At 55.1% G+C, this 18,905-nt stretch carries 15 protein-coding genes; 6 read left to right on the top strand and 9 right to left on the bottom strand.

The features are described 5' to 3' along the window. Positions 1-129 precede the first annotated feature (129 nt). Positions 130-771 carry a uridine kinase gene (udk, locus tag VFO10_RS02645; RefSeq protein ID WP_325137124.1) on the bottom strand — a complete coding sequence of 214 codons (642 nt, stop codon included), beginning with the start codon at positions 769-771 and terminating at the stop codon, positions 130-132. 223 nt (positions 772-994) lie between these two features. Between udk and VFO10_RS02640 the strand changes: the two genes are divergently transcribed. After that, positions 995-1,912, top strand: a complete 918-nt coding sequence (locus VFO10_RS02640) for an alpha/beta hydrolase family esterase (protein WP_325137123.1) — start codon at positions 995-997, stop codon at positions 1,910-1,912. 100 nt (positions 1,913-2,012) lie between these two features. Further along, on the top strand, positions 2,013-2,831 hold the full coding sequence (locus VFO10_RS02635; protein ID WP_325137122.1) for a hypothetical protein: 819 nt from the start codon (positions 2,013-2,015) through the stop codon (positions 2,829-2,831). 10 nt (positions 2,832-2,841) lie between these two features. On the opposite strand, the gene VFO10_RS02630 is transcribed toward VFO10_RS02635, so the two are convergent. The 3 genes from VFO10_RS02630 to VFO10_RS02620 form a co-directional block, all read right to left on the bottom strand. Further along, the gene (locus tag VFO10_RS02630) at positions 2,842-4,101 is read right to left on the bottom strand and encodes a hydroxymethylglutaryl-CoA reductase (RefSeq protein WP_325137121.1); all 1,260 of its coding nucleotides are present in this window, start codon (positions 4,099-4,101) and stop codon (positions 2,842-2,844) included. Between the two features lie 254 nt (positions 4,102-4,355). Next, positions 4,356-4,868 (bottom strand): peroxiredoxin, encoded by a 513-nt coding sequence (locus VFO10_RS02625; RefSeq protein ID WP_325137120.1) that lies wholly within the window; start codon positions 4,866-4,868, stop codon positions 4,356-4,358. Continuing rightward, the gene (locus tag VFO10_RS02620; RefSeq protein WP_325137119.1) at positions 4,865-5,719 is read right to left on the bottom strand and encodes an alpha/beta hydrolase; all 855 of its coding nucleotides are present in this window, start codon (positions 5,717-5,719) and stop codon (positions 4,865-4,867) included. Before VFO10_RS02620 ends, VFO10_RS02625 begins: the two co-directional genes overlap by 4 nt. A gap of 141 nt (positions 5,720-5,860) precedes the next feature. Between VFO10_RS02620 and VFO10_RS02615 the strand changes: the two genes are divergently transcribed. Beyond that, complete coding sequence (locus VFO10_RS02615; RefSeq protein ID WP_325137118.1) at positions 5,861-6,484, top strand: hypothetical protein; 624 nt, start codon at positions 5,861-5,863, stop codon at positions 6,482-6,484. Position 6,485: 1 nt separating this feature from the next. On the opposite strand, the gene VFO10_RS02610 is transcribed toward VFO10_RS02615, so the two are convergent. The 5 genes from VFO10_RS02610 to VFO10_RS02590 all read right to left on the bottom strand — a co-directional run bounded on the left by VFO10_RS02610 (position 6,486) and on the right by VFO10_RS02590 (position 15,019). Beyond that, entirely contained in the window at positions 6,486-8,429 is a 1,944-nt protein-coding gene (locus tag VFO10_RS02610) for a hypothetical protein (protein WP_325137117.1), read from the bottom strand. A 145-nt stretch (positions 8,430-8,574) separates the two neighbouring features. Further along, on the bottom strand, positions 8,575-8,874 hold the full coding sequence (locus tag VFO10_RS02605; RefSeq protein ID WP_325137116.1) for a hypothetical protein: 300 nt from the start codon (positions 8,872-8,874) through the stop codon (positions 8,575-8,577). An 18-nt stretch (positions 8,875-8,892) separates the two neighbouring features. Then, the gene (locus VFO10_RS02600; RefSeq protein WP_325137115.1) at positions 8,893-10,413 is read right to left on the bottom strand and encodes a sensor histidine kinase; all 1,521 of its coding nucleotides are present in this window, start codon (positions 10,411-10,413) and stop codon (positions 8,893-8,895) included. Further along, positions 10,413-13,520 (bottom strand): efflux RND transporter permease subunit, encoded by a 3,108-nt coding sequence (locus tag VFO10_RS02595; RefSeq protein WP_325137114.1) that lies wholly within the window; start codon positions 13,518-13,520, stop codon positions 10,413-10,415. Before VFO10_RS02595 ends, VFO10_RS02600 begins: the two co-directional genes overlap by 1 nt. Continuing rightward, on the bottom strand, positions 13,517-15,019 hold the full coding sequence (locus VFO10_RS02590) for a TolC family protein (RefSeq protein ID WP_325137113.1): 1,503 nt from the start codon (positions 15,017-15,019) through the stop codon (positions 13,517-13,519). The genes VFO10_RS02595 and VFO10_RS02590 overlap by 4 nt, the downstream gene beginning before the upstream one ends. 232 nt (positions 15,020-15,251) lie before the next feature. Between VFO10_RS02590 and VFO10_RS02585 the strand changes: the two genes are divergently transcribed. From VFO10_RS02585 to VFO10_RS02575, 3 genes are all read left to right on the top strand, one after another. Next, positions 15,252-15,623 carry a rhodanese-like domain-containing protein gene (locus VFO10_RS02585; RefSeq protein WP_325137112.1) on the top strand — a complete coding sequence of 124 codons (372 nt, stop codon included), beginning with the start codon at positions 15,252-15,254 and terminating at the stop codon, positions 15,621-15,623. A 57-nt stretch (positions 15,624-15,680) separates the two neighbouring features. Next, positions 15,681-18,443 carry a 7TM diverse intracellular signaling domain-containing protein gene (locus tag VFO10_RS02580; RefSeq protein ID WP_325137111.1) on the top strand — a complete coding sequence of 921 codons (2,763 nt, stop codon included), beginning with the start codon at positions 15,681-15,683 and terminating at the stop codon, positions 18,441-18,443. 161 nt (positions 18,444-18,604) lie between these two features. After that, on the top strand, positions 18,605-18,905 hold a 301-nt coding region (locus VFO10_RS02575; RefSeq protein ID WP_325137110.1), incomplete at its 3' end, for a universal stress protein.

Genomic DNA, 18,905 nt, shown 5'->3' with positions numbered 1-18,905 from the left:
AAAATTGAGGATGCTCGAAAGCTCGGAAAGAATCTGCAAAATGGCTTGAGAGCCTATTACCAGGAAGTATGATTCTGCGGTTGTTACGCCTGTCGCATATCAACTACAGAATCGTCTCATATTTACTGTTCACCGCGATGCCTGGGCCCTCTTGTTCTGCACTTCCATCTGAACCAGATTCGCCAGGAAATTCACCGCACGCTCGTTGAAGCTGTGCCACGGTATAATGAAATCCGCCATATCCTTGGAAGGCTCGATATGCTTCTGATACATGGCCTTCACTGAACCCAGGTACTGCCCCGCGCAGTTATCAAAACTGCGGCCGCGTTCCGCGATATCACGACCTATGCGGCGAACCACGCGCACATCGTCTTCCACATCGAGGAAGATCTTCAGATCAAAAAGTTTCAGGAGCTCGGGATAACAGAGCGAGAAGATTCCGTCGACGATGATGATGCTGCTGGGCTCCAGGCGTTCCGTCTTCGCAAGGCGGGTATGGCTCGCGAAATCATAACAAGGGCGTTCGACCGGCACGCCGTTGCGCAAAAGACTGATCTGCTCATGCAGAAGATCCCGTTCGATGGCATCAGGATCATCAAAGTTCTTTTTCGCGCGCTCTTCGAAGGGCAGCTGTGAAAGGTCGCTATAATAATGATCAATGCTGATCACCAAAGGCCGTTCCACTTCCAAACGATTCCACAGTTTACTGACGAAGGTCGTCTTGCCTGAGCCAGAACCACCGGATACGGCGATCATAAACGGGGACGTCATGGGGGTGCTCCTGAATTTTTTGCGGTCGCGGCAATGTAAGGGAGTTTTAAAGGAATGGCAACTGTTCCGCGCCGCAATTTTACACGCAAATCATACGCCAACCGAGCAAGCGCAAGCCGGATTCCCCACCCAGAAAGGGCTTGCTATACATACTCGCTTCGGGCTAGAAGCGGACGATTGCGTACAACCAAGTCTTAGCCCATTCAATACTTAGAGGGAATCCATGCTGCGTAAACTCATCCTATGTCTCGGCCTAGGCTCCTTGATCAGTGCCAGTGTTCAGGCGAAAACCTTTGAACTCGGCGGCGCAAGACCAGCCAAATTGGTCACGCCCTTCGGTTACAGCGAATCCAAGTCCTACCCCCTGGTGGTCTTCCTCCATGGCGTACGCAGTTCGGCAGAGCAGACAGATCTTTGGCTCGGCCTGACGCGAGTGAATGACCGTCAGCAGTTCCTCCTTCTGATGCCCAACGGCATCCAGGATTCGAAGGGCCTGCGCTTCTGGAACGCGACTCCGCAGTGCTGCGATGACGAGAAAACCGGCGTCGATGACGTCGCCTACCTGAGCGGTCTGATCGAGGAAGCCAAGACCCGTTTTGCCGTGGATCCCTCGCGCGTTTATATCATCGGCCATTCCAATGGCGGGTACATGGCCTATACCATGGCCTGCAGTCGCCCCGACCTGCTGCGCGGGATCGTATCCATTGCCGGTTCGACCTTTGAAACGGCAGCGGAATGCAAAAACCCTGCGCCTCTCAATATCCTTCAGATTCACGGTGACGAAGACACGATCGTGGGCTTCGAAGGCCAGGGTCGCTCGCCCGGGGCTTTCACGACCACCGGCCGCTGGGTCGACATCAACAACTGCCAGACCCGGACCGATCAAACCAAGGCCCTGGACCTTGTGCGCGTGAAGTGGGAGATCGACGTGAGCCGGCCTGGACCCATTGGTCTGCCCGCGATTGACGGCGGCTTCACCGACTTTTTCGGCCTCGACTTCAGCAAGGAAACGGATACCTACACCTGGACCGACTGCACCGGCGATAGCCGCGTCGGGCTTTGGAAGGTCAAAGGCAGCAATCATGTGCCTTCTTTCTTTGGAACCGGCGTGATTGAAAAAGCTTTGGACTTCGTGCGCTGACCGAAGCCGAGGGGCTTCGCGCCCCTCCTTTCAAGGTCTTGAGTTGACGCTCCACCCTGTCTCTTCTAAGCTGGAAAGCAAGGCTTAAAGGGAGTGGTGCATGAAGCTTCTCACGGTTTCCGTCCTGATCGGATCGTTCGCTGCTATTGGATGTAAAACCAGTCAATTCCGGGGCAAAGCCGAGGAAGCGGAAACAGCGGCCGAAGAAGCCAAGGTCACGACCACGACGCCCAAAGTCACGACGTCCAAGGAACCCGCCAACGTCCCCGTGACATCCACCGTCATCGACACGTCTTCCACCGATCTGCAGCTGAATCAGAGCTGTGAAAAACCCGTCCAGCTGCTGACGAGCCAGGTGAAACTCGTGTTCCCGGAAAGCAAAAAATGCGCCTTCAACGTCGAGCCGAATAAAGGTCCGGTGGAAGCCCAGCTGCAGGCGCAGAAAGTATCAACCCAAAATCTGAAACTGCCCGAGGGCAGCGAAATCTGCAGCATGAACCTGGAAACCCCAGCGAATGCGAAAGTGCAGTATGATGATTTCCTGATTCTGACCATAGATGATTTCGTGATCTTCTCCAGCAACAAGGACTTCATTCCGAAGCTGGATAAGATCAACGGGTTTTATAAGTGGGATTTCCTGAAGGTGCGCGAGTCGCCGGTGGATTTCAAAGCGCTCCCCTTCTGCGTGGGCGCCATGGAACGCTGCACCTTCCCAGGGACCGACACCGAAGGCCCGATCCTTTTGAAGCTGAACTACAGCGAGATCGCCGGCATTGCCAAAGGCATACAGGGCAAGGTCCAGGTCCCGGTGGACCTGATCGCCACCGGCGACAATGATGACAGTGACACCAAGATGGATTGTTTTCACACGGCGCTGGATCTGACGGTCACGCTGAATTACATTAAAAAACCGAAGTGACGGCCGACTATCAACGCCGCCCCAGCCTCTTATGAGCATCCGTAAAGGTATGGGCTGCGATCGCGGACCATGTGGAAAGGTCCAGGGCGAGACAGAAGCCTGCGATAATCTCCGCAAGACGTCCCTTCCTGCCCGCGCCGACGCAATCGAGCAAGGCCAGGCCTTCGCTTTGCGTCGGAAGTATCGTGCCGCCGCCCACCGTGCCCACCAGAAGCGAGGGCAAGGTCAAGCAGCAGTAAAGGCCATCAGTATCCCTTTCCACCAGCAGGTAACCCAAGCTCGATTCATGCACCGAAGCCACATCCTGGCCCGTGGCGATGAAAAGGGCCGCCAGCGCATTGGCGATATTCACGTTCACACCCATGCCGCCGACCAGACTGCTGGCGGCCACACCGCGTTGATAGTGTTCATGGAAGGCATCCGGGTCCAGACGGAACTGTTCGAGGAAGACATGGTTCGGAATAAAGCATTCCGCTGCCACCCGCACGCCGCGGCCTTTGATAAAGCTGTAGAAATTTACTTTCTTATCGCCATTCATCCCGCCTTCGATCTGAAACGAGCGAATCGCAATACCAAGATTGGCCTCGGCGAGTTTCACCAACTCACGGCTTAAGTGATCCGCGACGACAGTCACCATATTCTGGCCGGCGGCATCACCGGTGGAAAAATGCATGACGACATGCAGGGTGCGGCCGTTCACAAAGGGAACGATTTCCTGAAGGACAGCGTGCTTCGAGGCCTGACGCACAAAAGCCTGCATCACATGCAGCTGGCTTTCCACGAACTCTTTCAAGCGAATCGCCTCGCGCAGGCTGTCGACATTGAATGAGGGCGCGCGATGCACCGATTGCGAAATCACTTGGGTATAGACGCCACCCGCAGCCGTCAGAAGTCGCGATCCCCGGCAGGCGGAAGCCACCAGAGCGCCTTCGGTCGTGGCGAAAGGGGCTGTGATCATGCCCTGGACGCTGGCACCATCAAAGAGCAAGGGCCCGGCAAGACCGACGGGAACCTGGATGGAGCCGATAAAATTCTCAACAGTGCCGCGCATCTGGGTCGCGTCAAGGTTCGCGCTCCCGATTTGCTGGGCTGCGGCTCCACTTTGCTTTTGGATAAAGGCGAGCCTATCCAGGCGAGCGGCCTCGGAATAATCATTCTTGCCGGGAATGGACAGGGCGTTTTTAGCTTCAGTATCCACGAGGTAACTCCGCTCAGAAAGGGGCATGGGACGCAGGTCGCGCCGCACGAGGATTTGCAAGCTTCTGGCCACGGCGGCCACCGGCCTGGATATTTCCGGCAAAATGAAGTATTTTAAAGGGGTTGCTTACAAAAAACGGAGTTTAGCCCATGCCTTTTCAATGGCGTTTGCTCGTGTGCATCAGTTTCATCTGTCCAATTTTTGGATGCCAAACGACCGAAAAGCGCAAAGGGATCGCGGACAGCTGCTACCAGCCCCTTTACTGGCCTTCCGAAGCCTGTCCTCCTGGAAAAAAATAACCCGCGAATCTCTTCGCGGGTTTTGTCTTACTTCTTTTTCAGCTCGGCGATCTGATCGGCGATTTTTTCGGAATCGATCACCGGGTCCACATCCTTATCGATCGACACGATCTTCAGTTCCGGGTTGACGATGAAGGTCCATCGTTTGGACATCGCGACCATCGGCATCTTCGCGCCGTACTGCTCAATGACTTTCGCATCGGGATCCGCCAGCAGATCGAAATTCAAACGCTGGGATTTATGAAAACCAGCCTGCTTTTCCACCGTGTCCCCGCTGATGCCATAAACCTCGGCGCCCTGGGCGCGAATCTTTTTGATGTTATCGCGGAAGGCGCAGGCCTGCTTGGTGCAGCCTGGGGTTTCGGCCTTGGGATAGAAATAAAGCACCGTCCATTGACCGGCGCGGGATTTCAAATCGAAGTCCTTGCCGTCCTGATTTTTCAGCGTAAACGTGGGGGCGGGATCATTCAGTTTCAAATCCGCTGCTTCCACGGCCGAAAAGGAAGAAACCAAAGCAAGTGTGGCCAACCAATGTTTCATACGACCTCCAATTTTAAAAAACTCCGAATGGCCTGAGCCACCGGTTCCGGATCGTCCAAATGCAGATGATGCCCACCCGCGAGCGTGACCGACTGCATACCCCGTACAGTCTCTTTCCGTTTCCGGGTCAAATCATTGTCGGGGATGATGGTCTGCGTCGCCTCGATGTAAAGGGTCGACGAGGTTATCGCTCCCAGATAAGCCAGCGTCTGCGCCTCGCTGAATTGATAGCGGCTCGGTAATTTCAAACGCGGATCGTGTTTCCAAACAACGCCCTGCCCCCGCGCTGCGACTCCACGTTCAGCCAATATCTGTGCGCTCTCCATGGTCAGAGGCCCATTTTTCTGTCGCGCCCGCACAGCCTCGTCCCGGTTCGCATAGATCGCATTCCGAAGACGCGCCGGCTGCAGCCAGCTTTGGATATAGGCCCGCATCTTTTGGGGCGCCTCGTCTTCAGGCGCGCTCAAGGGACCAATCCCCTCGATCAGAATCAACTGCGCTGCATGTTCGGGAAAGACACCCGCATACAGACTCATGATAGCAGCTCCCATGGAATGTCCGAGCAGAATGTCAGGTGGGCCATCCAGAGCTGTGATCAGCTCATGCAGCCACACAAGGTACTGATGAAAATCAAAGCTCACGCCCTCAGGGAGGGTACTGGAATCGCCATGCCCAGGCAAATCGAAAGCGATGATGTTGACCTCGGGCAGGCGCTCGGCCAGAGGACGGAAACTGAAGCAGTTATCCAGCCAGCCATGCAGGGCCACGGCGCGGCGCGCGGCATAGGGATTGGACTGAAAGCCCTGCATCACAAGCTGGGAGTAAGGCAGTTTGATTTCGATAGGTACCATGAAATGTCCTGAACTAGTGGGCCCGAAGGGTAAGAGCTGCCGCCCATTATGTCTGGAACATCGGAATCCTGCATTGAATTTTTTTTTGAAATCAGCAAGATTGGGTTCGTTTGTCATTCCAAGGAAGGAATGGGAGAACTCATGAAGAATTGGTATGTGGACTGGGTGTTTGGCACCATCTCGGGTGTCTCCATTGTCGCGGCGAAGGGTCTGCCGCAAAGCTATGAAGAGTTGGGACTCTGGGGCGCTTATGCGGCTTTCTATGCTTACTGCTGCCGCTATTTGAATCCCGATCTGGACGTGCGGGGCAATCGCTGTGGTGCCCGGACGGCTCCCTTGGGATTTCTGACCCATGGCCTGAAAAAGATGCGGTTCAGACTGCTGCTGCATCTCGTGAAACCCTTGCAGTACGTGCTGAACATGCTGCACAACCTGATCTGGGCTCCCTTTGGTTACTTCTTCACTCACCGAGGGATTCTGCATTGGCCGGTGATCGGAACCTGGCTCAAGGCGTCGTGGCTCTTCCTTCTGGTCGCGCCCTGGCTCTATTACAAGGGTTATTCCCTCTTTACTGTGTATAAGACGGTGATCCTGTCACCCTGGTATCTGATCTGGACATTTGCTGATCTATCCCACATCGTCAGCGACATCCTGATCGCCAAGATTCAGAAGCGCAAAGCCTTCGTGCCACCCGCGACGATTGCGCCGCGGGGACTCGTTATGAAAACGTTTGGGATTAAATCGAGCCGATGGTTTGCGATCTAAATTACAAGGGGTCAAACAACGTTCCCAAAAGCAGGTCCAAATCCACTTTCAGGTCATTGAGCCAGTTGCTCACGAAAAGATGCCTGCTATTCAGTTGACCGTCGGCGACCAGGGGCAGACTCAGGGCTATGCCGGTCAATTGAATGGAGTCGACGAGATTCTGCTCGCGGACCCGCAGCTCTTCGCTGGCGGTGAACAGCTTGATCTCGCGGACCGCAGCCGGGCTGAGTCGTTCCCAAACGTTCTTTAAGTCCTGCATATAAGGTACATTCTGGATGAGTTCCCGGATAAACGCGCGTTCCTCGTCCCAGTCGGCAAGGTTTTTTTGCGCTTCCGCCTGGAAGTCTTGAATGATTTTCAGCCGCTCCGAAGTATCGGCAGCGTTCTGCAGAAGGTATCCATAATCGCCAGCCATCACAGGGAACGTGCTGCGTTTCCAGCCTGCCACTGCCAGATACTTGCCCATATTATCTATATATTCCACCAGCGAAACTTCAGAAATCCGTGAATCCAAAAGGTTCGTGGACGACGTCAGATTCAGTGGATTGGAATCGACGCTGCTGTCCAACATACGGGACGATATGATAATCATGGAGGACATGAAGCGATTGCCAGGTTTTTCCTGACTGCTGATCGAATGATCCCAAAGTCGGAAAAGAGCCCAATCCATCATGGATGGCTTCTTCAGAAGATAACTGGTCCTTTCGTACATGGCCTCAAAGTCACCAACGACTTGATTGCGAATCCAGTCGGCAGTCAGGACTCTATTGCTGAAAAACCCCCTGTCCTGCAGGGAAGCCTGACGCTTGGCAAGTTTATCGTTTATTACTGTCAGACGCTTTTTGCAATCTTCAGCATGCGCTGCGTCCCCGCACTGAAAGCGCTTATACCACCTATCCAGCATATTATCCACGAGCAGGGTCACGGTACTCAAGGCCGCGGCATCCAGTTGATTTCGATCCAGCGGGCGTTTTTCAAAAGTCGTGGATTGGGCAACGCCTGCCGCCAATTCCAAGGCTTTTGTCTCATCACCTTTCAGGCGCTGAACAGCTTCCTGATAGGCTGCTTGAATCGAAATCAGCGGCCCTGTTTCCAGCTTAAGCTGGCGCTCAAGGTCGGCTTTCTCCGTGCGATAGGTCGGGTAGAATTCGGCCATCAGGTCCCGATCGCATTGAAAGGATAGTTTGATACCCGACAGCGTCTCGGTCAGGTAGTAATTGGGATCGTTCGACTCCGTGGGCAGTTCGCTATTTTTATTCATCGAGCGCGACAGGGACGCTGCGATACTGCGAAGTGAGGATTCACATTCCGATTTAAAAGAACCCTGCGCCTTTTCCACCCGCTTTTCGAAAGTGTCCGTGACCCGCTTATATTCCTTTCGCAAGATATCCAGGCGCTCATTCCAAAGCTTCGCGCTCGCAGCTTCATGGCGTTCCATGCTGGACGTCGCAGACGCTTTTTTGAAGTTTTCATAGGACGTATCGAGGTTCGCCTGCAAAGCATTGAGGTCGCTTTGATTGCTTGTCCATTGCTGGCTGTAATACTTAATCAACTCTTGCCGCAGTTGAGCCACTCCTTCAAACCTGTCCGCCCAGGACAGCGTCACAGGAGGCAACGACAAAGCTTCTATATCTTTCACCGTTAGTTTTGGTTGCTTCAGCTCCCACTTTCTTTCCAAGACCTCGACCGACTCTGTGGGCGCGGGGGCAGACAGATCGGGCTCCACGGAAGGCTTAGCAGGTTCCCGAGGCTTGGGTTCAACCGTGGGTATCATCGGTATCGGTTTTTTCGGACCGTTCGAAGGCGGCGGCGCTGGTTTGGTTTCTTCCACCCGAGTCGGCGGCTGCAGCGGCTTTTCCCGAGAAGCCTCTTTATCACAGGCAGCCGGGACCAAAAGAATCAACAAGCCGAAGGCCAAAGGAAGGCGAGGAAAAAGAAAATGCATCGGTCTGTCCTTATTTTGATCGTCAGGGCTTGCCTGGTCGTAACGCGCGGCCGCGATACAAATCAAAGACCTGATAGCAGACGACTCAAAATGACAGTGAATTGGAATTGCGGGGTCGGCGGCGTCTTACCCGCCGCTTTGCGGCTTAGCGAATCATGCTCATGATATGCCAGGCGAAAAAGAGTCCGGGCAGGATCGCGGAATAGGCGAGTTCCAGGAGAAAGACGGGAACGGAGCGCTCGGTTTTGAAGCTGCCCCAAACGATCTTGAAAAAATTCATCAAAGCCACCGGCCCGGCCAGCATCGCCACAACCAGCATGGCAATCGCTGCGTACGGTGGCTTTCCCATTTGTCCACTCAGCGTGCGGGCCCAGAACCAAACCCCAAGGCCGGCTGCATAAAGAATGGTGGCGCGCGTCGCGGATGGTCCGTGGATTTTTGCCAAGGGCTGTCCTTTCTGCGATTAGGAGGCTTTCCGTTCGGCCTCGTGTTGATACGGAAGTTCAACGACAAAAGAGGTATGAGGCCGCGCCTTGTCCAAATAAAGGCGGCCGTGATGCTGCTCGACTATGCCAAGGCTCATGCTGAGCCCAAGGCCGGTGCCCTTGCCCACTTCCTTGGTCGTGAAGAATGGTTCAAACATCTTGGCCGCCACTTCATCCGGAATGCCAGGACCGCAGTCGATCACCTCGATCGCCACACCATCGCCATCAGCACGGCCGACGACGCGAATCCAGGGATCACGCCGCTCATGCTCGACTATGGCATCTATCGCATTATTGATGATGTTGATCAGCACCTGGGCAATCTGCACTTCGTTGCATTCCACGGCGCGCGCATCATTCAAATCATCGAGGTCGACTTCATAGCGGATGCCATGGTTTTCCGCCAGAGGCTGCGTGATGGAAACCACCTGGTCGATCAGCTTCGGCATATTTATAAGGCCGAAGGTTTCCTGATCGCCCTTCCGGGAGAACATCAGAAGGCTGGACACGATACGGGCAATGCGGTTGGTGTTCTTCTCAATAACGAGGGAAGCGCGATGCAGAACTTCACGATCCATGATGCCCTGTCCCAGCTGATCCACCAGGATATCATTATATCCTTTGATGATGTGAAGCGGATTATTAATCTCATGCGCGATGCCGCCGGCCATTTCCCCAAGAGTCGCCAGTTTCACGACATTATTGGCGATGGCCCTTTGATCGCGGACTTCCTGCTCCTTGATCGAGAACTGCTCCTTCATCGCGGCATTATAAAAGTGAAGTCTCTGCGAGAGGGTATTCACGGTATCGACCAGCGCGTCCAACTCGTCCGGCCGAGGCGGAGCGCTCCTCTTCAGGCTCAGAGGATCACCCATCGTTTCCGCCTGGAAATCATAGATTCCCAGGTGCTTGACGATTTTCCACAGATGCTGCGTCACGAGGAAACGGAAAATCCAGATGATGATCAGGGAAACAATCAGGGTCTTCATGCCCTGGGTGAAAAAGAAATAGATGGCCTTGTTCGAAAGTCGCACGAGCATATTCCGCTGGGACGCCTCGACCGAGAGCGAACCAATCTGCTCCGTGGGCTCCTTTGGGTTCATGAGGGGAAAGATCTTGATGGTCCGATTCTCTTCAAAGACTTTTTCCAAACCGACGAAGCTCACCACCTCATTTTTATGGGGCTCGGCCTTGGCCTGGGCATAGACCTTGCCATCCTCTCCAAAAACCAGGACCTTCATGATGTCACGGATGCCCGTGATCCCTTTGATCTGGGTCTGGACGGCTTCGGAATTGAAGTCATAGAGCGATTGGGCAATGTTATTGACGCTGCTGTGTTCGATGCTTTCCAAGGTCGAGGCGAGGCTGTTCATTTCCTCGCGATAATCCAGATAGAAGGATATCGCGGTAAATAAGGTCGTGAGAGCCGAACTCGCCACCAGGATCGTGATGACGAGACGTCTTTGAAGGGATCGACTGTATTGCCGCTTTTCCGCCATCACTTCGCCATAAAGATTTTCTTCATCACACCCAGACTCCAGACCCGGAAGCGGTCAATATAGGAGTACGCGGCTGGAATCACGATCAAAGTCAAAAGCGTCGAGGAAATCAGACCCCCGATAATGGCCACACCCATACTGGTCCGCTGGGCCGAGGCCTCGTTCAGACCGATGGCGATCGGCAGCATACCGGCGATCAAGGCAAACGTCGTCATCAGAATCGGCCGCAGTCGGGTCTTGCCGGCCAGGATCATGGCCTCGTTGCGGGTCATGCCTTCCTGGACTTTCTGGTTGGCGAAATCCACAAGGAGGATCGAGTTCTTGATCGCAACCCCAAGGAGCAGGATGCAGCCGATCATCGAGAAGAGGTCGAGGGACTTGTTGCCAAAGTAAAGACCCGCCACCGCTCCGCAAATCGCCAGGGGCAGAACGAGCATGATGGTAAAGGGCGTGATGAATGACTCGTAAAGACTCGCCAGCACGAGATAGATGAAGAGCACGCCGAGCGTCATCGCCACGATCATGTTCTCCTTCATTTCCTGGTAGCTTTCGCCCTGGCCCACGAACTTAAAGGTCACCCCGGGCGGAATTTTCATCTCTTCGGTCAGAATCCTGGCGGTGTCCTTCATCGCGGCATCCAGGCCCGCACCACCCGGCGTGATATCCGCATTCAGCTGAATATAGCGCATCCGGTTGCGGCGGTTGATGGTCGAAGGACCCTCGGCCTCTTCATAGCGCGCGAAATCACTCAGCCGCACATTGGAAAAGTTCATGTTGGGCACGTAAATCGACGCCCATTCCTTCTTCAGATTTCTTTCGCTTTCATTCATGCGCAGACGGATATCATATTCTTCGCCATCCACCCGGAATACGGCGGGCGTCACACCTTCGATCTGACCCCGGAGTTCCGCGCCGACGCTATTGACCAAGACGCCGAGCCTTTGCGCCCGCTTTTGATCAATGTGCACCTGAACTTCAGGCTTGCCGGGGCGGTAGTTGATATCCACATCCTGCAGCGCGGGATGATCTTTGATGCGCGTGAAGAGTTCCCGGGCAATGCCTTCGATTTCTGCGAGGTCCGCGCCTTCGATGTTGACGTTATAGGGGCGCATGCCGGCCGCGACAAGGTCGATGTCCTTGACGATGGGGTTGGCGGCTTTGTATTTGGTCAGAGCCTTGCGCAGCTCGTCCTTGAACTCCGAGGTATTGATGTTCCGTTCCCCGCGGGGGACCAGCTCGACGAAGTATTCCGCGAAGTTGCTCTTGCTGTTTTTACCGACCGTAAGAGCGGTGCGGCGCACTTCCGAGAAGTTGCGCACAGTGCCTTCCGCGGCCAGGGCCAGCTTCGCCATCTCTTCCAGGCTGGTGCCCGGAGGCGTGTCGAGCGTGATCAGGAATTCACCGAAGTCCTGGGGGGTAAGGAAAGTCTTGGGAACATATTTCGCAAGACTCATACAGGCCAGGAACACCATGATCGCACCGGCGATGAAGAGCCAGGGCAGACGCACGACGCGCTTCAATAGACCTTCATAAAGATGTTCGAGCCAGTCCTGAAAGCGCCCAAAGGCGCGCAGGACCGCACCCATCGTGTAATAGTAGACGCCTTTTTTCGGTGATGCGTGCGCTGCACCAGCCAGATACGCTGACAGCATGGGCGCGATGGTCAAGGCATCGAAGAGCGAGATGGCCATGGCAAAGCAGATCGTCAGACCGAATTCTTTCAGGAACTGCCCTACTATACCCTGAAGGAAGGCGATGGGACCGAACACCGCGATAACCGCGAGCGTAGTGGCCACAACCGCCAGGGTCACTTCCGTTGTACCCTTGATCGCGGCATTGATCGGAGTTTCCCCGAGTTCGATATGCCGGAAGATGTTTTCCCGCACCACGATCGCATCATCGACCAGAAGGCCGACGGCAAGGCTCAAAGCAAGCAGGGTCATGATGTTGATCGTAAAGCCAAAGATCGCCATCAGAATAAACGCGCCCAGAAGAGAGTTGGGGAGCGCCAAACCCGTGATGATGGTGGATCGTCCGTTGGCCAGAAAGAAGTACACCACGATAATGGTGAGGATGATACCGATGATGATGGATTCATAGACATCGGCGATGTTGGCTCGAATCAGCTTGCTGCCGTCGCGCACGAGTTCGATTTTCGGCGTGCCGGGCTGGTCTTTCATCGTTGCCGCAAGTTTTTCCATCTTTTTGATCACCGAATCCACGACCTCGACGGTGTTGGATCCCGACTGCCTATAGACATTCAAAAAGATGGCCTGCTGGCCATTGAAGTACGTCCGGGTGGTTTCATCCTTCATGTTGTCGACGACCTCGGCCACATCGCGAACCTGAACGGGAACCTCGTTACCAAGGAAGTTCACGACCGTCTTGCCGATTTCATCCAATGAACGATATTCGCCAAGGGTCCGGTAAACGATTTCCTTGGTGCTTTCCGTGACCTTACCGGCCGGGATATTCATGCCCGAGGCACCGAGCCTCTGCGCTATCATATTCACGGAAAGTTCACGGGCCTTCATCTTCTGGCGATCGAGCAGAACGTGAATTTCACGCTTGCGGCCGCCGAGGACTTCGACCAGACCCACATGCGGAATCTGTTCAAAGAGAGGACGCACCGTGCGATCCGCAAGGTCAAAGAGCTGGGTAGGCGGCAGATTCGCCTGGACAGCAATAATCGCGACCGGCTGTTCCGAAGGGTCAATCCTGCGAACCAGGGGCTCCTCGGCCCCATCCGGCAGGTTGCGCCTCACCATCGCAATCTTATCCTTGACCTGCTGCTCCGCATATTTCACATCCGTTTCGAGCGTGAACTCCGCCGAGACCACGCTCAGGCCTTCCTGGTTCACCGAGCCCACGCTCTTCAAACCGGGAATGGTGGCGATCTGCTCTTCCAGGAGCTTCGAAACCAGTGTTTCGATTTCCTTGGGGCCGGCGCCCGGATAAACCGTCCACACTGATACGAAGGGGAAGGTCACATTCGGGAAGAGATCCACGCCGAGCTTCACGAAGGACATGGCGCCGGCAGCCAGCATCGCCAGCACAAGGCAGGTGATGAAAACCGGGCGTTTGATGGAAAGGCTGGCGAGATTCATGCGGCATCTCCGAACGACTTGAGTTTCGCGATTATGCCCAGGATGTCAGCTTTCGCCTTGATCGTGCCCAACTGGGCACTGGCATAATCCTGTTCAAAAAGCAGGATCTGATAGGTCGTGGTGCGACCGCGTTCCAGACGATTTTTCTCATAGTCGAGTTTTTGTTTCTGTGCGCTTTCGATTTCATTGGCCAGCTGCAGCCGGGTACGGGCATCACTCAGCTGACGCATCAGATCCTCCCACTCCTGGCGGGCATTGAATTCCTTCTGCTCGCGGTCCAGTCGGGCGGATTCGCTGGCTTTCACAAGGCCCTGGCGTTCGCGATTGATAAGGTCACGGTCGAGCGGCGTGGAAAACTTCACGCCGATGATCATCGTGGGTTTATCGGACTTGAAGGCATCCGAGGCCGCGGTACCAAGGGAGTCATCCCGCGAGTTCATCGCATAGCTGCCGAAGATGGAGACATCCGGCTTGAATTTTTCACGCCACTGCTGGACTTCGGATTCCGCGGCTTTTTCCAAGGATCGGGCCACTTCGATATCCAGGCGCTTGATGGAACCGGCGGCCATGCTCATATCACTCAGCATGCGCGAGCTGATCGGCATGACATCCGCATCCAGACGGTCACCCGGAACGGAGCGCAAGGAATTGAAGGTGCGCTGCAACGAGGTGCGATCGCGCTCGGTGATTTCCAATTCGAAGCGCCGCGCTTTCAGACCGGCTTCCGCCTGCAGAAGGTCCGCGCGGTCCGCGAGCGACATATTCACGCGATTTTTCACCCAATCCCGAATTTTTTGGAAGCGGACCAAAGCCCCTTCCTGGGTGCGCACGGCATCGGTAGCCAGCGCCAGCTGCCAGTAGATGAATTCCGCCTGGGCCAGCATCGCTTTGATCTTGTACTGCTCACCCTGTCTTTGCGCCGAGAGTTTGGCCTGAGTCGTTTCACGGGTCAGATCATACTCACGGCCGAGCCAGTTCTTCCAGAGCGGCTGCACCAGATCGAGCTGGGTCCGGCCTTCCGCGAATTTCTTCAGGCTTTCATCATTCAAAGCCGCCAGAGGGTTCGGAATGAGCGCCCCGTTGCCTCCGACGCCTAGCGCAGTGGGAATATCCTCGCGCTCCAGCTCCACCTGATTCACGTTATAACTAATCTGCGATTGCAGACCAAAGCTCCAGATTTTCTGGACGCCGAAGCTATAGGACGTGGCTTCCATTTTATCGCCGGATAGAAAGCTGCTGGGCGGCTTCTCATCGACGGTATGCGCGACCTGACCGAAGGCCTGCGGTGTTGTGATCAGGTCACTGGAATTTTCGCGCTGACGGGTTGCCTCGATGCTGGCCTGCGCACTCTTCATGGACTGATTGCTGCTGCGTACCTGGCTCAGATACTCTTCCAGCGTCAGGGTTCGCGCTTCGCTCACGCCCCAGCATCCCAAGGACAGGGGCAGAGCCAGACACTTGACCCAAAGGGTACCCTGCTTTTTCGATAAATGTCGCATCGAGGCCTCCTCAAGACTCGCCATGGTGGAAATTGAAGACACTCCATGGCAATTCTCCCGCTAGCTTAACGGACAGAAAGAATCGGACTTGAGGCAGGATAGGTAGCATCCGCAAGAGCTGCTCATTTCCTATGCAAAGTTGGGAGAGCAAAACGTTTTGGTGTTTTGACAAGTCGGAAGGCCTATGAGAACATGCGAGCAGACTTAGCTCAAACGCTCATGGAGTCGTGCATTGGACCATACACCGGGATTTCTTAAGATCGTCGCCGAGGCCCAGAAGGATGTTCGGGAAATCACCCTGGATGAAGTCGCTCACCGATTGAAGCCAGAAAAGGATTTCCTGCTCGTGGATGTGCGTGAAGAATCGGAATGGAACGCCGGTCATCTGCCGATGGCCCTGCATATATCCAAGGGCGTGATTGAGCGGGATATTGAAACGAAAATTCCCGATCTCTCAACGCCGATCATTCTTTACTGCGGCGGCGGATATCGCTCGATTCTGGCCGCGCAGAGCATCCAGAAGATGGGCTATACGCGCGTCCTTTCCATGACGGGCGGATTCCGCGGGTGGACCGGGAAAAATTTTCCGGTCGTCCAGGACTAAAGGTCTTCAGTTCCAAGGAAAATCATCCGATGCCGGTAACGAAGTCCTGGTATCGGAGTGAGTCTGCTTACGCATCTTCTGCAAACTCTGGGCATCCTGCTGCTCGTTCTCTCGGGAACGGGTTACGGTTACTCTTTGCAAAAAGGGGTTGCGGATCTGCGCTCGTGGAATCCTGACGAGACGCCTCTTCTGAAACTCAGCGGCGAAACCGAGTTCTACTGGGAACAGTGGATCCTGACCGATGGCATCACCGCAGCGCCGGCCTATATGGAAATTCCTGCGGGCTGGAACTTCGCCCACCCCTACCCGGCCCATGGTTATGCCAGCTACCGCATCCGCGTGCTCATCGACCAGCCGCGTGAACTCCGCATCCTTATGGAAAGCATCTATTCCAGCGCCCGCATCTATATTGATGGGCGCCTCGTCACGACGTTCGGCAAACTCGGAAAAACCCCGGAAACCAGCGTCGGCAAATTGCGTGGCTCATGGGACTATAGCTTCACACCACGCGGCAATGCCTTTGACATCGTGGTCGAGGTGGCGAACTTCGATATTTTCTTCGGCGGGATGATAACCCCCGTTTACCTGGGAACTCAGGAAAGCGTGCGTGCCCATCTGCAGGGACTCGTGGCCTATGGATTTTTCATCGTGGGCACCGTCTTCATGATGAGCTTCTATCACTTCGGTCTCTTCTTCCTGCGCCGCAGCGATACCTCGACTCTTTACTATGGCCTCCTTTGCCTCTTCGTGGGTCTATACACTCTGGCGGGAGATACGGCGGATACCTGGGGCATCCTGCTTCCCACTGATCTTTCCGTCCGCGTCTATGTCTATAACTTCAGTTGGATCCTCGCCTTCACATCGTTCGTGCTCTATACGAAGTCCCTCTTTCCCAACGATATGTCCTCGCGCGTCGTCTACAGCATCACCGGCATTTCCCTTGTTTACCTCGTGAGCATCGCAATCCTTGACGTGCGCACCTATGTGGGAAGCACCCAGACCTATCAGTTCGTGGGCCTCTATGCGATCGTCTATACCTGTGTCGTGATGTTCCGCGCCTACAGGCAGAAACGCGATGGCATCGGCATCTTCTTCGCCTCCGTCGTGATCCTCTTCGCGATGGCCCTTCATGATCTGATCATGCTCCGCGGTTACTATACTCACGTTCCGCTGGCCGGACTCGGGGTTTTCATTTTCACCTTCTGCCAGTCCTATCTGATTTCAGCGCGATTCTCGCATGCCTTCGAGCGGGCGGAAACATCGGAAGCGGAAGTCCGGCAACTGGCTTCCACTCTGGAAGTCCGCGTGGAAGAGCAGACCCGCGAAATCCGTTCGATCATGCAGTCGATCGAGCTGGGGATCTTCGCCATCCATGGACCGCAGCAGCTGATTCATAAGGATCATTCAAGCTATCTGAAGAATATTCTGGAACTGGATCAGCTGGAAAACCAGAAAGCGCTGCCGCTTCTTTTCGCCCAGAGCAATATCTCGGATGACCAGCAGCATCAGGTGCAGAGCGTGGTGCTGGCGACCCTGGGAGAATCCGTCCTGAACTTTGAATTGAACAAGGAAGCCTTCCCCCGCAGCATGATCCGCTATACGCGGGAAGGGGAAGTGCGGAACTTTGAATTGGGTTGGAATCCGATCGTGAATGATGCGGATGAAGTCGATAAGATCCTGGTCAGCGTCAGCGATGTCACCGACCTGAGGAAATGGGAGCAGGAGGCCCGGCATTCAGCGGAAGAGCTGAATATGGTGGCCGAGGTCATCAATATCCGCGAGAGCGAATTCCAGCGCTTTATCAAAAGCTCACAGGAACTTCTGCAGCAAAACGTGACACTGCTCACTCAAAAAGATGCGCAGCTTCCACTGCGGGAACTCACCAAGATCATTTTGATGAATCTTCATACAGTGAAAGGCGCCGCCCGCACTCTGCAATTCCGTGGCCTTGCCGACCGCATCCATCAGCTGGAGCAGGCGACCGGGGACGGTGTGAGCCTGCGGGACCTTCTGGACGAGCATCACGTTCTTGTGCGTTATATCGCCGAATACCAAAAGCTGGCCGTGGAAAAGCTCGGCCGGACAGCCGAGAATCAGATCCGCATCGTACTGTCCGCGCAGCAAGCCGTCAGGGCCTATACCTTCATCCAGGATATTCACGATGCCGTCCTGGAGCCCGTGCGGACGGCTCTGCAGAACCAGCTGTTCACCACCCTGCCTGAGCTGATGCAGGAGATCCTGCGCAACGCCGACTCGCTGGCCCGGGATCTGAACAAGCCCAAGCCCATACTTGATTTCAAAGCGCCTCTGCTGCTGGTTGACAGCCGCGTGGATGAAATTCTGCGGCATATCTTCTTCCACCTGATCCGCAATGCCATGGATCACGGTATAGAAACGGCCGAGGAACGCCTGAAAAAAGGCAAGAATGCAGCCGGCACCATCCTTTTGCATATTGAAGAGAGTGACGATCATCTCGTCTTCCGCCTTCAGGATGATGGTCAGGGCCTGCGTCTGCAGAAAATACGCGAGCTGGCCGTCGCCCAGGGCCTATTGCCGCCTGCACGCGGCATGAACCCACAGGCGATCGCGGAACAGCTCTTTTCCCTGGGCATCAGCACGGCACCGCACGTCACCCAGATCTCGGGCCGAGGACTCGGTATGGCTGCAGTTGCCCGGTTCATCTATGAGTCCGGGGGAACCCTGCGAATTGAACTCCTCCGCTCAGAACCTGATCGTGAAAGCTATCCCTTCGCACTCTTTATGAGTCTGCCGCTGGACCTCTTCAAGCGCCCTGTTCCCGAACCATCCCAGGCGGCATAGCGCCAAAGCTGTGGCAAATCACGCAGAGCCCCCGACCAAATTGTCCCGTTCGCTCCTGGAAGCCCTGACCCTTGCTCGCCTTTTTGTTGGCCCAGGAATTGCTTTTTCACACTTAGGGGGGCCGCAACCATCACGGCCATTTGCAGACAAGGGGGTGGGTTATGAACAACGCTATTTGGAATCCGCGACGCAAAGCGATAGTAGTGGGTGTTTCTTTGGATAAACGTGAGGAACTGCTGATTCAGAGCGCGGCGGCTCTGGCACGCAAACTGGAAAGTCCGCTGGAGCTGGTGCATGCCACGCAGCCCATTTTCAACTACATGGGTGCCGGTGATGTGGTCGTCAATCCGTATTATGGCTATGACCGCGTGATCAACGATATGGAGGATGAAGAGGCTCGGAAGAGTTTGGAACGCATCAAACAGAACCTGCCGTCCGACCTTGCTATCGGCCTGCATGTGG

The organism is Oligoflexus sp. (assembly GCF_035712445.1).
In the GTDB taxonomy this organism is placed as follows: Bacteria; Bdellovibrionota_B; Oligoflexia; order Oligoflexales; family Oligoflexaceae; genus Oligoflexus.
Note: the sequence above shows the minus strand (reverse complement) of the source record. Positions and strands in the feature narration are given on the sequence as shown.

Bases quoted from the DNA above. Each gene is read 5' to 3' on its own strand.
- udk (WP_325137124.1), bottom strand. From the start codon at position 771: ATGACGTCCCCGTTTATGATCGCCGTATCCGGTGGTTCTGGCTCAGGC.
- VFO10_RS02640 (WP_325137123.1), top strand. From the start codon at position 995: ATGCTGCGTAAACTCATCCTATGTCTCGGCCTAGGCTCCTTGATCAGT.
- VFO10_RS02635 (WP_325137122.1), top strand. From the start codon at position 2,013: ATGAAGCTTCTCACGGTTTCCGTCCTGATCGGATCGTTCGCTGCTATT.
- VFO10_RS02625 (WP_325137120.1), bottom strand. From the start codon at position 4,868: ATGAAACATTGGTTGGCCACACTTGCTTTGGTTTCTTCCTTTTCGGCC.
- VFO10_RS02620 (WP_325137119.1), bottom strand. From the start codon at position 5,719: ATGGTACCTATCGAAATCAAACTGCCTTACTCCCAGCTTGTGATGCAG.
- VFO10_RS02615 (WP_325137118.1), top strand. From the start codon at position 5,861: ATGAAGAATTGGTATGTGGACTGGGTGTTTGGCACCATCTCGGGTGTC.
- VFO10_RS02610 (WP_325137117.1), bottom strand. From the start codon at position 8,429: ATGCATTTTCTTTTTCCTCGCCTTCCTTTGGCCTTCGGCTTGTTGATT.
- VFO10_RS02600 (WP_325137115.1), bottom strand. From the start codon at position 10,413: ATGGCGGAAAAGCGGCAATACAGTCGATCCCTTCAAAGACGTCTCGTC.
- VFO10_RS02595 (WP_325137114.1), bottom strand. From the start codon at position 13,520: ATGAATCTCGCCAGCCTTTCCATCAAACGCCCGGTTTTCATCACCTGC.
- VFO10_RS02590 (WP_325137113.1), bottom strand. From the start codon at position 15,019: ATGCGACATTTATCGAAAAAGCAGGGTACCCTTTGGGTCAAGTGTCTG.